Origin of the sequence: Micromonospora sp. H61, from assembly GCF_018070325.1 — a bacterium.
Taxonomy (GTDB): Bacteria; Actinomycetota; Actinomycetes; order Mycobacteriales; family Micromonosporaceae; genus Micromonospora; species Micromonospora salmantinae.
The window spans coordinates 16,702-29,906 of sequence record NZ_JAGPXY010000078.1 but is presented as its reverse complement, the minus strand read 5'-3'; the positions used below and the strand labels follow the sequence as shown (position 1 = coordinate 29,906).

The window sequence follows — 13,205 nt, the reverse complement described above, 5'->3', positions numbered from 1 at the left end:
GGCCGCCGAGCTGACCCGGGTCCGACCCGACGGCGCGGTGGTCGTGCTGACCGGGCACGGTCGTCCCGGGCACCTGCGCCAGGCGTTGACCGCCGGCGCCCGAGGGTTCCTGCCCAAGGGCTCGCCGGGTGGGGCGCTCGCCGACGTGATCCGCCGGGTGCACGCCGGAGGGCGCTACGTCGACCCCTCGCTGGCCGCCGACGCGTTGACCCTGCCCCCGTGCCCGCTGACCCCTCGGGAACTGGAGACGCTGCGGCTGGCGGAGGTCGGTGCCCCGGTCGCGGTGATCGCCCGTCGGGTGCACCTGTCCACCGGAACCGTGCGCAACCACCTCTCCGCCGCCGTGCAGAAGCTCGGCGCCGCCGACCGGGCCGAGGCCGTCCGCACCGCCCGGGACAACGGCTGGCTCTGAATTCGGTCGGCGTCCGCCGAGCAGGAGGGGTCGCCGGCTAGCGTGGGCGCGTGCGTACGGTGGAACTGGTCTGCTCGCCCGGCCTGGAGGTCGCGGTCCGGGCGGTCTGGGGTCGGCTGGCCGCCGCCGGGTTGCCCAGCCTGGCCCGCAACATCCACCCGACCAACCGGCCGCACCTCACCCTCGCCGCCGTCGACGAGTTCCCGCCGGGGGTCGAGCACCGCCTCGCCGCACTGTTCGACGCCGCGCTGCCGGTGCCGGTGACGCTCGACCGGGTCGTCGTCCTCGACGGCAGCGCCCCACTGGTCTGGCTCGTCCGACCCACTCCGGCGCTGACCGCGCTGCACGCCGCCGTCTGGGACGTTCTCGCCGAGGCCGACGGACACCGCCCGTGGCATGCGCCCGACGCATGGGTGCCGCACCTGAGCCTGGCCCTGCGGTTCCGCAACGCGGACCTGCGGATGGCTCGTGCCGTCGCCGGGGGGCAGCGTCCGACGGGTGACTTCGACGCCGCCCGCAGCTACGACGGCACGGACCGGACGGTGAGCCCGTTGACCGGCCGCGGCTGAGGTCGTCACGCGTCGTCCGGAGCCTCAGTTGCTGCCCCCACCGCCGTCGCCGCCTCCGCCGTCGCCCCCGCCACTGAACTCGCCGCCGCCGCCACCGCCCGCACCGCCGGCGTAGCCGTGGCGGCCGTCGAGGAAGGGCAGGTCGCCGCGAATGCCGGGTGGCTTGGGCCGCCTGCCCGGCCCGGCGAGGTGTTGCAGGCAGACCCGGCCCGAGACCGGGAAGCACTCGCCACGGCCTCCGCAGTCGGCCAGGTAGCGGTTGCCATCGTGGATGTGCAGTTCCTGGTCCACCCGGAACAACAGGGGAAGGCCGGTCGGGCCACACCCCTCGTCACGCCGGCCATGGCCGAGCGTGGCGAGCAGGAGAGGCCCGCGATTGGCGTCGGTCCTGTCGCTGCTCGTCGCGGACGTCGGTCGGTGGTGCGTAGAGCGCCCGAACGCGGCGTCGCAGAAGGTGGCGTAGTCCCGCGCGTGCAGGGTCATCTCCTGCCACAGATCGTCCACGACCACCGACGGCATCGACAGCTTCGCGCCGGGCTGGCGGGCGATGATCCGGAACCACTGCCGGGTCGCGGTTTCGACGAGAACGAGGTCGTCGTCGCTGAGATGGGGATACCGATTCCTGAGATGTTGACGCCCGCTGGCAGGAAACCGCAGTTCGGACACGGCACGGAGTCGGCGAGGGGTGCGGTCGCTTCTGAACTTCGTCCAGATCATCCGGTTACTTCTATCCGCCCGGCGATGCAGGCGCTAAGGCCCCGACTTGCCGAAGTGGCGCCGCGGCTCCTTCAGAGTAGGGCAGTAGGCAAGCGCCTCACCGACGCCTGTCAGGCAGGCTGTACGTGGTGGCCAGTGCGGCGAGGGCCTCGGCGCTGCGGCTCCCCGGCTCCGGCATGCCGACCAGGAGCTGCTGTCCGGGCGCATCACGGACGTCGAACGTCTGGTAGGTCAACTCGATCCGTCCGGCGGCCGGGTGCTGCACCACCTTGAACATCCTGGTAAGACCGCGCACGCTCTGGTTCGCCCAGAGGGTCCGGAACTCTGGCGAGCCCCGCCCCAGGTCGGCCACCAGCGACTGGATCTCCGGGTCGTTTGGAAAGAGGCCGGCATTGAGCCGCAGAGCGTGTACGACGTTCTCGGTAAGAGTTGGCCAGTCCGGAAAGACGGTGCGCGCCTGCGGATGTTGGAACAGCACCCGGACCATGTTGACAGTGCCCACGAAGGGTGACAGCAGTGCCGCCGCCACATTGTTCGTGGCCAGCACGTCGAACGCGGGGTTGAGCACGTAGGCGGCGGAGGTGGGGAACGCGTCCAACAGCCGCAGCAACTCGGGGTGAACCGAATCTCGAAAGCTCGTCGGACCCAGGCTGGGGTTCAGCCCGGCGAGCCGGAAGAGGTGGCCGCGCGCATCCAGGTCGAGGCGCAGGGCCCGTCCGATCGCGTCGAGCACCTGCGCCGAAGGGTTGCGCTCCCGGCCCTGTTCGAGGCGGGCGTAGTAGTCGACGCTCACGCCGGCCAGCACCGCGATCTCCTCACGGCGCAACCCGGACACCCGGCGGTCGCCGCCCCCGCGCAGTCCAACGTCCCTGGGGTCGACACGGGCACGCTGGGCTCGGAGGTAGTCGCCGAGCCCGTTGCTGGTGGCGACCATGTCCACCAGCCTAAAGCTCCGGTCCCCGCCCTCGACGGCCGCTACCGCGACGGCGGGCATCGCCGGCAGCCGTTCGCCAGCGGAACCGGACAGCGACGTCGAAACCGGGCTGGGTCGGTGTGATGGCCGGGGCGGACGGAGCCGTGCAGGTCCAGGGCGGCGTTCCAGGGTGCGGTGCACCTAGGAAAGGCCGCCCTTCCCGGCTCCCGGCCGCCGCAGGATGGTTGGACACGCGCTGCCTCGACGCAGGCACCAACCGAGACCAGGAGCAGCAGTGACCAGCCCATCCTCAAAGATCATTCTTATCACCGGCGCGAGCAGCGGCATCGGTGCGGCGACCGCCCGCAGGTTGGCCGCCGACGGCCACCACGTCGTGCTTGGCGCGCGACGGGTCGAGCGGCTCGCCGCGCTCGTCGATGAACTGCGCCATGACGGCGGCACGGCCGACTACCAGGAACTCGACGTGACCAGCAGGAACAGCGTGCTCGGCTTCGTCGAGGGCGTGCATGACCGGCACGGGCGCATCGACGTTTTGATCAACAACGCCGGGGTGATGGCCCTGTCCACGCTCGACTCCCTGCGGACTGACGAGTGGGACCAGATGATCGACGTGAACCTACGCGGCACGCTGCACGGCGTCGCGGCGGCCCTGCCGCTCATGCGGGCCCGCGGCAAGGGCCACATCATCAACGTCGGTTCCTCCGCTGCCTACCGTGTCGACCCGACGGCGTCGGTGTACTGCGCCACCAAGTACGCCATCCGGGCGCTCACCGAAGGCCTGCGTCAGGAGAACCGGGACGTCCGGGTGACCCTGGTCAGCCCGGGGTACACCCACTCCGAACTCACCCAGCGCGGCGGTGACCCGCAGATCCAGGCTGCCGCTCGGGCAGCGACCGAGGAACTCGGCATGCCAGCCTCGGCGGTGGCCGACGCCATCGCCCACGCAATCGCGCAGCCCGACACAGTCGACGTCAACGAGATCATCATGCGGTCCACCGCGCAAGGCTGAACACGCACGAGGAGGAGAAAGATCATGAGTGAAGCGCTCGAGATGACGACATTCCGGCTCGTCCCCGGCCTCACCGGCGCCGACTTCGTCAAGTCCAACAAAGACATCGACGACTACCTACGACGCCAGCCGGGCTTCCGCTGGCGCCGCATCACCGCGACCGATGATGGCACGATCACCGACATCGTCGCCTGGGACTCGGTGGCGGACGGCCGGCGCAGCGCGTCAGGGATCATGACCGAAATGGCCGACTCGCCGGTGCACGCGACCATCGACCACGCCACCGTCGACTTCCGGATCGTCCCGGTGTTGCACGAGGTCACCTGATCGTGGCGGCCGTCGGTTCGAGCCAGGCACCCGCACCGCTGATGCGCCGCCATCGCCGGGCATGATGAGGCGATGACCGCAGGTGCCGAGGGGCGGGGGATGGCCGAGGTGGCCGCTCTGCTGGCCGACGGCACCCGGGCCAGCATCTGTGTCGCGCTGCTCGACGGGCGGGCGTGGACCGCCGGCGAGCTGGCCCGGCGCGCCGGTGTCGCCCCGTCGACGGCCAGCGACCACCTCAACCGACTCGTCCGCGGTGGGCTGCTCGTCGAGGAACGGCAGGGCCGGCACCGTTACCTGCGGCTGGCCGGGCCGTCGGTGGCCCAGCTGATCGAGGACCTGGCCGGCCACGCCCCAACGACGCCCGCACCGACCGGGTCGCTGCGGGCGGCGACCTCCACCGCCGCCCTGGCGTACGCCCGGACCTGCTACGACCACCTGGCGGGGCGGCTCGGCGTGCTGATGTACGACGCGCTGCTGGCCGGCGGACGGCTGGACCAGTCCAGCGGGTTGGCGTTGACCTCCGAAGGATGGGCGTGGGCGACCGAACTGGGCGTACCGGTGCATCTGCTGCGCACCGGTCGACGCCCGGTGGTCCGCGACTGCCTGGATTGGACCGAGCGCCGCCCGCACCTGGCCGGAGCACTCGGCGCGGCGCTCTGCCGCCGCTTCACCGATCTGGGCTGGATCAGCCAGGGCACCGGCCGCGCCATTCGTCTCACCCCCACCGGCCGCGTCGCCCTCGCCGAGACCCTGGACGTCCCCGACGACACCCTCGCCCCCGCTTCTTTCCCGGCACCCACCAGCGGCCGAGCCTGACGCGCAGCGGCAGCCGTCGCCAGTGGCGGTCGAGCAAGAGGACCACGCCGATCTTGCACTTTCCGTTGCTGAGATGCGTGGATATGCCCCTTGCGTCGGGACAGAAAATGCAAGATCGCGGAGCAGGGTCAGCGCGGGGCGGGGCGGGATCGTTCGGTGCGGGGCGAACGGTTCGCGCCCTACGGTCGGGCGGTGACTGACAACTGGCCGCACATTGCGCCCGCCCCGGGAACACCGGCGTGTGGGCCGTCCTCGTTCGAACCGGAACGCGGTTGGTGGGTGACCCGGCACGCCGACGTACGCGCGGCGCTGACCGACAGGGCATTCCAGGTGCCGGCCGTCGACACCGGTCCGCCCGGCACCCTCGCCTGGCTGCGCGCCACGGTCAGCCGGTTCAGTTCACCACGACAGCACGCCGACCGTCGGGCGGTCGCAGTGAGCGCGCTGGCCGCGCTGGCCCCGGACGACCTGCGACAGGACGCGGCGCGGCTGACAGTGGCCGTTCTCGACCGCGCCGGCGACCGCGTCGACGTGATGCGGGAACTGGCCCGGCCGGTGCCGCTGCGGGCGTTGGCCGATCGCCTCGGTTTCGCTGATCCGGCAGCCGCCGGGACGGCGGTCGCTGTCGTCGCGGCGGCGTACCACCCGGGGGTGGACCCGGCCTCGACCTCGCGGGCCGACCGGGCGGTGACGACGCTGCTGGCACTCGCGCCGCAGGGTCCGCCGGAGGTACTGGCGAACCTGATCGGTCTGCTGGTCCAGGCGTGCGACGCGACGGCGGGCCTGATCGGCGCCGCCGCCCATCACCTGCTGCCCCCGGCCGGCCCGCGAGCGGCGGCCACGGTACCGACCGCCGACCTGCTGGCCGAGGTGCTGCGCCTCGACCCGCCGGTCCGGGCCACCCGACGGGTCACCGTCGACGAGGTACGGCTGGGCGGGCGGGATCTGCCGCCCGGAAGCCCCGTGCTGCTGCGCTTCGACGCGGCCAACCGTGACCCGCAGGCGTTCACCGAGCCCGCGACGTTCCAGCCCGGTCGGCCCGGTGCCGGGCTGTTGACCTTCGGGACGGGGGAGCGGGGTTGCCCCGGCGACCGGCACGCCCTGGCGCTGGCCAGCGGGGTGCTCGACGTGCTGCGGGAACGCTGCCGGCGTGCTCCGACCCCGGTGCGCCACGAGCCGCACCCGACCCTGCGGGTGCCGACAACTCTGGAGGTGAGCGTCCGATGATCGAACGTCGTGCGGCGTTCCACGCCCTGCACCGCGCCGGCCGCCCCCTGCTGTTGCCCAACGCGTGGGACCACGCCTCGGCGGCGGCGCTCGCCGCGCGTGGACATCCGGCCATCGGCACCACCAGCCTCGGGGTCGCCGCGACCGCCGGCCTGCCCGACGGGACCGCGGCAACCGCAACGGAGACCCTCGCCCTGGCCCGCCGGCTGGCTGGGCTGCCGGTGCTGCTCAGCGTGGACGTGGAGGCCGGGTTCAGCGACGACCCGGTCGAGGTCGCCGAGTACGTGGCGGAGTTGGCCGGGGCCGGCGTGGTCGGGATCAACCTGGAGGACGGGCGTGCCGACGGCACCCTCGCCGACACCGAGGTCGCCGCTGCCAAGATTGTGGCAGTGAAGGCGGCGGTGCCGGAGCTGTTCGTCAACGCCCGCACCGACACCTGGTGGCTCGGGGTGGACGACCCACTGCCGCAGACCCTCGCTCGCGCTCGCGCCTACCGGCTGGCCGGTGCCGACGGGATCTTCGTGCCCGGGACCGTCGACCTGGCCACCCTGCGCATCCTCACCGAGCGGATCGACGCTCCGGTGAACGCGCTGTACCAGCCGGGCGGCCCAGGGCTGGCTGAGTTGGGCGGGGCCGGGGCGGCCCGGGTCAGCACCGGCTCGCTGCTGTTCCGGGCCGCGCTGGGCGCCGCGCTCGCCGCCGCCGACGCCGTCCGCGACGGCGGGTCCACCATGCCGGGGGGACTGCCGTCGTACGCCGAGGTGCAGGCCCTGGTGCTGACGGACGGCGACTGACGGTGGCTGCCGGCGCTCCGTTAGGGGGGAGATAGGAGGAATGTTCGGTCCGTTCCGGTCCCGATGATTACGGTGTGTTTCAGGGCGAACCACCCAGTGCCGTGACCGGAGAGAGGGACCCGTCATGCGAGTGCCCAGCCGTAGCCCGGGACAGCAGCCCGGTTCGCCTCCGTCGCCCACCGCTCCGGCCCGCCGTCGACCCTCCGGTGCGACCCCCCGCCGCGTTTCCGCCGCCGCCCCCGACCTGCCCGCCTACCGGGCCGCCGTCGCCGAACTGCTGGTCGAGGTCGGCGCCCTGGCCGACGCGGCGAGCACCCGGGCCCGGCAGGTGCTCATCGACGAGCGGCTGCGGGAGCCGGCGCTCGCCGCGGTCCTCGACGCCACTCCGCAGGGGCTGATCGGCGCGCGCGAGACGCTGCTGCTGGAGATGGCCCGCTACCAACCGAACGACCGCACCTCGGCGACTGACCTCAGGGCACTGGTCCGGATCTACCTGCTCTCCCGCATCGACGTGCTGTGGTGGCAGGACGCACCGACCTTCGTCACCGACGACCAGGTCAACGGCAGCCCCGAGCTGGTCGACCTGGAGTGGCTGCGCCGCCGCGACCTGCTGCGCTTCCGCTACCAGGAGCAGCCCGCCACGATACTGGGCCGGGCCGCCCGCGGGCTGCGTCGCCGGCTGCGACCCGACGCCACCCCCCGCACCGCGGGGCTGCTGTTCCGCCGCGCCCGGCGCGAGGTGGTGGCGCTGCTCAACGACATCGGACGGGAGTTCACCGCCGTCGCGCCGCCGGCCACCCCGCCGCTCTGGGTGACCAGCCTGGTCCGCAGCGCCGAGCACCAGTACCGGCTGCGCCGCCTGGGCTACGCGGCGATGCTGCCCAGCGGGCACTGCCTCGGCTACTCGGCCGACGTCGAGCTGGCCTGGTTCGAGCGTTTCGGCGCGCGCGAGGCCCTGGCGGAGCTGCTGCTGAGCCGGCAGGAGGCCGGTGAGCTGAACGTGATCGACGAGGGGCAGGCCTGGCACGTGTGTCTCGCGCCCACCGCCCGGCGTCGCCTACGCCGGGCGTACGAGGCCGAGATGGGGGTCTGAGCCGGTGTGCGGTATCGCGTTGAGCATCGGTCCCGAGGCCGACCCCGCGACCTTCCGGCGGATGCTCGCCGCCCTGGCCCCGCGCGGTGAGGTCACCGAGACCCGGTCCGAGAGTGGGCTGCTCGCCGGCACCCGCCGGCTGCGGGTCGTCGACCGGGACCGGGCGGTGCAACCGTGGACGTCGACCGACGAGCGGTGGCTGCTCTGCTTCAACGGCGAGATCTTCAACTACCGGGAGCTGCGGGCGCAGCTGACCCGCCTGGGGCAGGCATTCCGCACCGAGAGCGACACCGAGGTGCTGCTCGCCGCGTTCCAGCAGTGGGGCGAGGCGGCGGTCACCCGGCTCCGTGGTGAGTACGCCTTCGCTGTCGTCGAACGGGCCACCGGCCGGGCGTACCTGGCCCGCGACCCGCTCGGGGTCAAGCCGCTGTACTGGTCCCGTCGACCCGGTTGCCTGCACCTCGCCTCCGAGGTGAAGGCGCTCGTCGGGCACGGCGCCCCGATCGCCGAGGTGCCGCCCGGGCACCACGGCTGGGCGGAGGTGGACGGGCAGGTGCGACTGAGCCCGTACGTCGACCTGCTCACCATCGGCGACGGCCTGCCGGTCATCGACGACCCGGACGAGGCCGCGCTGCTGGTCCGTGCCGCGCTCAGCGACGCGATCCGGATGCGGGTGGAGACCGACCTGACCGTCGGGGTGGTGCTCTCCGGTGGGCTGGACAGCTCGTTGACCCTGCGGCAGGTGCGCGACATCCACCCGGACTGCGTCGCGGTGACCGTCGGCGTGGCCGACAGCCCCGACGTGGCGTACGCCCGGCGGCTCGCCGCCGACCTCGACGTGCCACACGTGGTGGTCGAGCTGCGACCGCGCGACATCCGGCTCGCCGACGTCCGCGAGGCCATCCGGATCTCCGAGCTGACCGAGTACGGCGACATCATCAACGCGGTCGTCTCGGTGCCGATCTTCCGGCGGCTCCGCGACCTGGGCATCAAGGTGGTGCTGACCGGCGACGGCTCCGACGAACTGTTCGGCGGGTACCCGATGTACCGCCAGGTCGCCCCGGCGGCGGCCCGCCGACTGTTCCTGCACCGGATCCGCAACCTGTGCCGCACCGAGTTGCAGCGCGTCGACCGGGCCGCCATGGCGTACGGCGTGGAGGCCCGGGTGCCGTTCCTCGACCTCAGCGTGGTGGAGCTGGCGATGCGGTTGCCGGTGGATCTGAAGCTGCGCCACGGGCAGGAGAAGTGGATCGTCCGGCGGGCGTTCGCCGACGTGCTGCCGGACTACGTCCTGCGCCGTCCGAAGAACCCGATGTCGTACTCGTCGGGGTTGCACGAGCGGGTCCGGCTGTACAAGCCGCTCTTCGCCCGGCTGCACCGCTCCTTCGGCTACGACCTGCAGGAGCCGGTCCGTCGGGACTTCGACACGGTGCTGAGCCGCTGCGGCAACGACCTGGACCGGGCCATCGCCGACGGGCTGACCCGACCCGACTACACGGTCCTGGAGCACGCCCGCGACCTGGTCGGCGCGGCCAAGTGGAACGCCGCTCCGATGGTCCGCCGGCTGGTCGGCCCGCGCCCCGCCCGCCACTGACGGCCGCCCCCGCACGCCACGCTTGACTCTGACACGGTGTCAGGGACGAGTGTGGGGGGACCATGTTCACCATCGGAGACTTCGCCAGACTCGGCCGGGTGTCGGTGCGGATGCTGCGCCACTACGACAGCATCGGCCTGCTGCCCCCCGCCAGCGTCGACCCGCACACCGGCTACCGCTTCTACCGCGCGGACCAGCTGCGCCGGCTCAACCGGGTGATCGCCCTCAAGGAGCTGGGCCTCACCCTCGAACAGGTGCGCGCGATCGTCGACGACGCCGTCGACGTGGCCGAGCTGCGTGGCATGTTGCGGTTGCGCCGGAGCCAATTGGCGGAACAGTTGGCCGCCGACACGGCCCGGCTCACGGCTGTCGAGGCGAGGCTCCGAATGATCGAGTCGGAGGGTCGGATGACCACCCAGGACGTCGTCCTCAAGGAGATCGCGCCGGTCCGAGTCGCGGAGCTGACCGCCGTCGCGTCCAGCTACCGGGGCGAGGACATCGGCCCGGTGATCCAGCCGCTCTACCCGGAGCTGTTCCGTCGGCTGGACGCCGCCGGGATCACGCCGACGGGGCCGGGCATCGCCTGGTACGAGCCGGCCGACCCGGGCGGCGACGCCGTCGTCGTCCACGCCGGTGTGCTCGTCGACGCCGAGCCGTCAGCGGCGTCCGACGTCACGGTGCGCGACCTGCCGGAGCTGCGCAACGCTGCGACGATCATCCATCGCGGTGCGATGGACGACGTCGAGCCGAGCATGCAGGCGCTCGCCCGGTGGATCGAGGAGAACGGCTACCGCACCGACGGCTTCGCCCGGGAGGTCTACCTCGACTACTGCCCGGACACCCCGGAGAAGGGCGTCACCGAACTTCAGGTCGCCGTGTACCGCGACTGAGCGCTCAGGTCACCAGCAGCAGCGCGCCGACCGCGGCGAGCGTCGCGGTGACCGCGAGCAGGGTGCTGGTCAGCACGAACCGGGTCACCGGCACCGCCACCCCGGCCGCCCGGCAGCGCTCGAACCACAGCAGGGTGGCCAGTGACGCCCAGGGGGCGGCCAGCGGGCCGACGTTGGTGCCGATCAGCAGGGCCAGCAGGCGGGTGTGGTCACCGGTCGGCAGCACCGACTCGCCGGCCAGGTAGGCGGGCAGGTTGTTCACGGCGTTGGCGAGCAGCGCTCCGGTGCCACCGGCGCGCAGGGCGCCCAGCGCGCCACCGTCGGCGCCGACCAGGGTGCCGACCAGGTCGTCCAGCCCGTGCCGGCCGAGGGTCTGCACCACCAGGAACAGGCCGGTGACGAAGAACAGCAGGCGCACCGGGACCAGCTCCGGGCGCAGCGTGGCGGGGGAGCGGACCAGGAAACCGACAAGCACCAGCGCGAGCCCGACGGTGGAGGCGATCTCGATCTCCACGCCGGCGAGGATGCCGGCGACGAAGATCAGGCAAGCGGCAAGCGCCGTACGGTGCAGCACCGGGTCGGCCGGCACGTGCCGGGTCGGCGGGACGAAGCGCCCACCGGCGGGCCGCTCCCGCCGCCACCACCCGAACCAGAGCAGGGCCATGGTGACCACGACGGAGGTGAGCTGCGGCAACGCCATCCGGGCCGCGTACGCCAGGGGTGCCAGCCCGACCCGGTCGGCGGCGAGGAGGTTGGTCAGGTTGGACACCGGCAGCAGCAGGCTCGCCGTGTTCGCCAGCCAGACCGTGGTGACGGCGAGCGGGGCGGCGGGGATCCGCAGGTTCCGGGCCAGCGCGAGCAGCACCGGGGTGAGCAGCACTGCGGTGGTGTCGAGGTTGAGCACGAGGGTGGTCAGCGTGGCGAGACCACCACAGAGCAGGAACAGTACGGCCCACCTGCCCCGGGAGACGATGGCCAGTCGGCTGGCCAGCACGTCGAAGACACCGGCCACGGCGGTCAGCTCGGCGAGCACGATCACGGTGCCGAGGAACAGCAGCAGCGGCAGGATCCGGTGCAGGGTGGCGGTGGTCTCCGCGCGGGGGAGCAGCCCGCTGAGCGCGCAGGCCGCCCCGACCACGAAGAGGACGGCCGCCACCAGGTCCAGGGGGTGGGGCCGGCGCCGCGTGGTCGGCTCGGGCGGGGCGGCAACTGTCACGTCTGTTCACGTTGGCACAGCGTCTGGCCAGCCGGTTCGCAACCCCCGTCCTGGTGACGGGCCCCACCGTGCCCGCCCCCGACGAGTCTGGCGTCGCACCGGGCCGGGCCCGGCCCCCGAGGATCGGAGACCGGGCCCGGTGTGGTGCGCGGTGCCTACCAGCCCAGGTAGCTGGGCTGGGTCTGCACGTTGAGCTCCTGGTAGCGGGTCAGCTTGGCCGACCAGGTACGCCAGTCGTTCAGCTCCAGGACGTCAAGGCCCTTCACCATGTCGTTGGAGTAGATGTGGCCGTTGTAGTAGTACGCGGACCAGGTGCCGCCGCCGACGAACGTGTCGGCCGAGAGCGGGCCGCGCTCCCAGAAGGCGATCTCCTTCGGGTTGGCCGAGTCGGTGAAGTCGAACACCGAGATGCCACCCTGGTACCACGCCTGGACCATGATGTCCTTGCCGAGCACCGGGATCAGCGAGCCGTTGTGCGCCACGCAGTTCTCGGTGTCGGCGTTCGCCCGGGGGATCTTGTAGTAGCTGCGGAAGGTCATCGTCCGGGCGTTGCCGCGGCCGGCGATGTCGTAGATGGCGTCCGCGCCGCGGTTCGGGCCGACGGTCTCGTTGCAGGTCGCCGCCCCGCCACCACCCAACTCGTCGGTGAAGATCACCTTGGTGCCGGAGTTGTTGAAGGTGGCCGAGTGCCAGAACGCGAAGTTGACCTCGTCCCGGACCCGGTTGATGACCCGGGGGGCCTCGCGGTTCTTGATGTCGAGCAGGATGCCGTCACCCATGCAGGCGCCGGCGGCCAGGTCCTTCGACGGGTAGGCGGTGATGTCGTGGCAACCGGTGGTCGCCGAGCCGGTCTGGCTGCCGGGGAAGCCACCGTCCGGGAAGAGGTTCGGCGTCGCGACCACTGCCGCGTCGGTCGGCTTCTTCACCGGCACCTTGATGATGGAGATGGAGTCGTGCGGCGGCTGGCAGTCCGGGAATTCGGCCCGCGGGCTGTACGACGAGACGTACAGGTAGACGGCCTTGCGGTCCTTGCCCGGCACGAGGGTGTGGGTGTGGGAGCCGCAGGCCGTCTCGACGGACTTGATGTAGCGCGGGTTGGCCTTGTCCTTGATGTCGAAGACCTTGATGCCCTCCCACGAGCCCTTCACGTCCGCTCCCTGCGTGGTGCTGTTGCAGGAGTCGTCGCTGCGCGACGAGTCGGTGGAGAGGAAGAGCAGGTCACCGTGGACGGAGATGTCGTTCTGCGACCCCGGGCAGAGCACCCGGGCCTTGACCGTCGGAGCGCTGGGCCGCGAGATGTCGTAGATGACGAAGCCGTTGTAGTTGCCGGCGAACGCGTACTTGCCCTGGAAGGCGATGTCGCTGTTCGTCGCGTCCAGTGGGGCGACCTTGGGCACGTTGGCGATCTGGCGCAGGTTGGGGCTGCTGACGATCTCGTCGACGCCGGGGATCGTGTTGGTGAGCGCGGGGGCCTTGGCAGCCTGCGGCACCGTCTGGGCGTTGCTCGCCGGGGCGACGAGGGCGCTGGCGACGAGGAGGCCGGTCGTGGCGAGCGCCACGACACGCAGTTGTCGTAACCGTGGCTTGTGGAATCTGATCATCGGCGG

Annotated in this window: 14 protein-coding genes; 10 read left to right on the top strand and 4 right to left on the bottom strand. The window is 72.1% G+C overall.

Annotated features, from left to right (window positions below; all coding sequences use genetic code 11):
- Window positions 1-412, top strand: a 412-nt coding sequence (locus KBX08_RS27840; RefSeq protein ID WP_210786289.1) for a response regulator transcription factor, incomplete at its 5' end; no start/stop codon positions are given.
- Between the two features lie 50 nt (window positions 413-462).
- Complete coding sequence (locus tag KBX08_RS27835; protein WP_210786288.1) at window positions 463-981, top strand: 2'-5' RNA ligase family protein; 519 nt, start codon at window positions 463-465, stop codon at window positions 979-981.
- 24 nt (window positions 982-1,005) lie between these two features.
- On the opposite strand, the gene KBX08_RS27830 is transcribed toward KBX08_RS27835, so the two are convergent.
- Together KBX08_RS27830 and KBX08_RS27825 are read right to left on the bottom strand one after the other, a co-directional pair.
- Window positions 1,006-1,647, bottom strand: a complete 642-nt coding sequence (locus KBX08_RS27830) for a hypothetical protein (RefSeq protein ID WP_210786287.1) — start codon at window positions 1,645-1,647, stop codon at window positions 1,006-1,008.
- Window positions 1,648-1,795: 148 nt separating this feature from the next.
- The gene (locus KBX08_RS27825) at window positions 1,796-2,632 is read right to left on the bottom strand and encodes a helix-turn-helix domain-containing protein (RefSeq protein WP_210786286.1); all 837 of its coding nucleotides are present in this window, start codon (window positions 2,630-2,632) and stop codon (window positions 1,796-1,798) included.
- A 274-nt stretch (window positions 2,633-2,906) separates the two neighbouring features.
- On the opposite strand from KBX08_RS27825, the gene KBX08_RS27820 reads away from it, so the two are divergent.
- The 8 genes from KBX08_RS27820 (at window position 2,907) to KBX08_RS27785 (ending at window position 10,382) form a co-directional block, all read left to right on the top strand.
- The gene (locus tag KBX08_RS27820) at window positions 2,907-3,641 is read left to right on the top strand and encodes an SDR family oxidoreductase (RefSeq protein WP_238688891.1); all 735 of its coding nucleotides are present in this window, start codon (window positions 2,907-2,909) and stop codon (window positions 3,639-3,641) included.
- Window positions 3,642-3,665: 24 nt separating this feature from the next.
- Entirely contained in the window at window positions 3,666-3,968 is a 303-nt protein-coding gene (locus KBX08_RS27815) for a hypothetical protein (protein ID WP_210786284.1), read from the top strand.
- Window positions 3,969-4,040: 72 nt separating this feature from the next.
- Window positions 4,041-4,784 (top strand): helix-turn-helix transcriptional regulator, encoded by a 744-nt coding sequence (locus tag KBX08_RS27810; RefSeq protein WP_210786283.1) that lies wholly within the window; start codon window positions 4,041-4,043, stop codon window positions 4,782-4,784.
- Window positions 4,785-4,976: 192 nt separating this feature from the next.
- A complete protein-coding gene (locus KBX08_RS27805) occupies window positions 4,977-6,011 on the top strand; it encodes a cytochrome P450 (protein ID WP_307850668.1) in 1,035 nt (344 codons plus the stop codon).
- Window positions 6,008-6,805, top strand: a complete 798-nt coding sequence (locus KBX08_RS27800; protein ID WP_210786281.1) for an isocitrate lyase/phosphoenolpyruvate mutase family protein — start codon at window positions 6,008-6,010, stop codon at window positions 6,803-6,805. Before KBX08_RS27805 ends, KBX08_RS27800 begins: the two co-directional genes overlap by 4 nt.
- 124 nt (window positions 6,806-6,929) lie before the next feature.
- Window positions 6,930-7,898, top strand: a complete 969-nt coding sequence (locus KBX08_RS27795) for a DUF5715 family protein (RefSeq protein ID WP_210786280.1) — start codon at window positions 6,930-6,932, stop codon at window positions 7,896-7,898.
- A gap of 4 nt (window positions 7,899-7,902) precedes the next feature.
- Window positions 7,903-9,492 (top strand): asparagine synthetase B, encoded by a 1,590-nt coding sequence (locus KBX08_RS27790; protein ID WP_210786279.1) that lies wholly within the window; start codon window positions 7,903-7,905, stop codon window positions 9,490-9,492.
- A gap of 62 nt (window positions 9,493-9,554) precedes the next feature.
- Complete coding sequence (locus tag KBX08_RS27785; protein ID WP_210786278.1) at window positions 9,555-10,382, top strand: MerR family transcriptional regulator; 828 nt, start codon at window positions 9,555-9,557, stop codon at window positions 10,380-10,382.
- Window positions 10,383-10,386: 4 nt separating this feature from the next.
- On the opposite strand, the gene KBX08_RS27780 is transcribed toward KBX08_RS27785, so the two are convergent.
- Together KBX08_RS27780 and KBX08_RS27775 are read right to left on the bottom strand one after the other, a co-directional pair.
- Entirely contained in the window at window positions 10,387-11,598 is a 1,212-nt protein-coding gene (locus KBX08_RS27780) for an SLC13 family permease (protein ID WP_210786277.1), read from the bottom strand.
- 155 nt (window positions 11,599-11,753) lie between these two features.
- Window positions 11,754-13,199 (bottom strand): LVIVD repeat-containing protein, encoded by a 1,446-nt coding sequence (locus KBX08_RS27775; protein ID WP_210786276.1) that lies wholly within the window; start codon window positions 13,197-13,199, stop codon window positions 11,754-11,756.
- Between the last annotated feature and the right edge of the window lie 6 nt (window positions 13,200-13,205).

What these genes read in the sequence shown, in the direction of transcription:
- KBX08_RS27825 (WP_210786286.1), bottom strand. Translation starts at nt 2,632, where the DNA reads ATGGTCGCCACCAGCAACGGGCTCGGCGACTACCTCCGAGCCCAGCGT.
- KBX08_RS27815 (WP_210786284.1), top strand. Translation starts at nt 3,666, where the DNA reads ATGAGTGAAGCGCTCGAGATGACGACATTCCGGCTCGTCCCCGGCCTC.
- KBX08_RS27810 (WP_210786283.1), top strand. Translation starts at nt 4,041, where the DNA reads ATGACCGCAGGTGCCGAGGGGCGGGGGATGGCCGAGGTGGCCGCTCTG.
- KBX08_RS27800 (WP_210786281.1), top strand. Translation starts at nt 6,008, where the DNA reads ATGATCGAACGTCGTGCGGCGTTCCACGCCCTGCACCGCGCCGGCCGC.
- KBX08_RS27795 (WP_210786280.1), top strand. Translation starts at nt 6,930, where the DNA reads ATGCGAGTGCCCAGCCGTAGCCCGGGACAGCAGCCCGGTTCGCCTCCG.
- KBX08_RS27785 (WP_210786278.1), top strand. Translation starts at nt 9,555, where the DNA reads ATGTTCACCATCGGAGACTTCGCCAGACTCGGCCGGGTGTCGGTGCGG.
- KBX08_RS27775 (WP_210786276.1), bottom strand. Translation starts at nt 13,199, where the DNA reads ATGATCAGATTCCACAAGCCACGGTTACGACAACTGCGTGTCGTGGCG.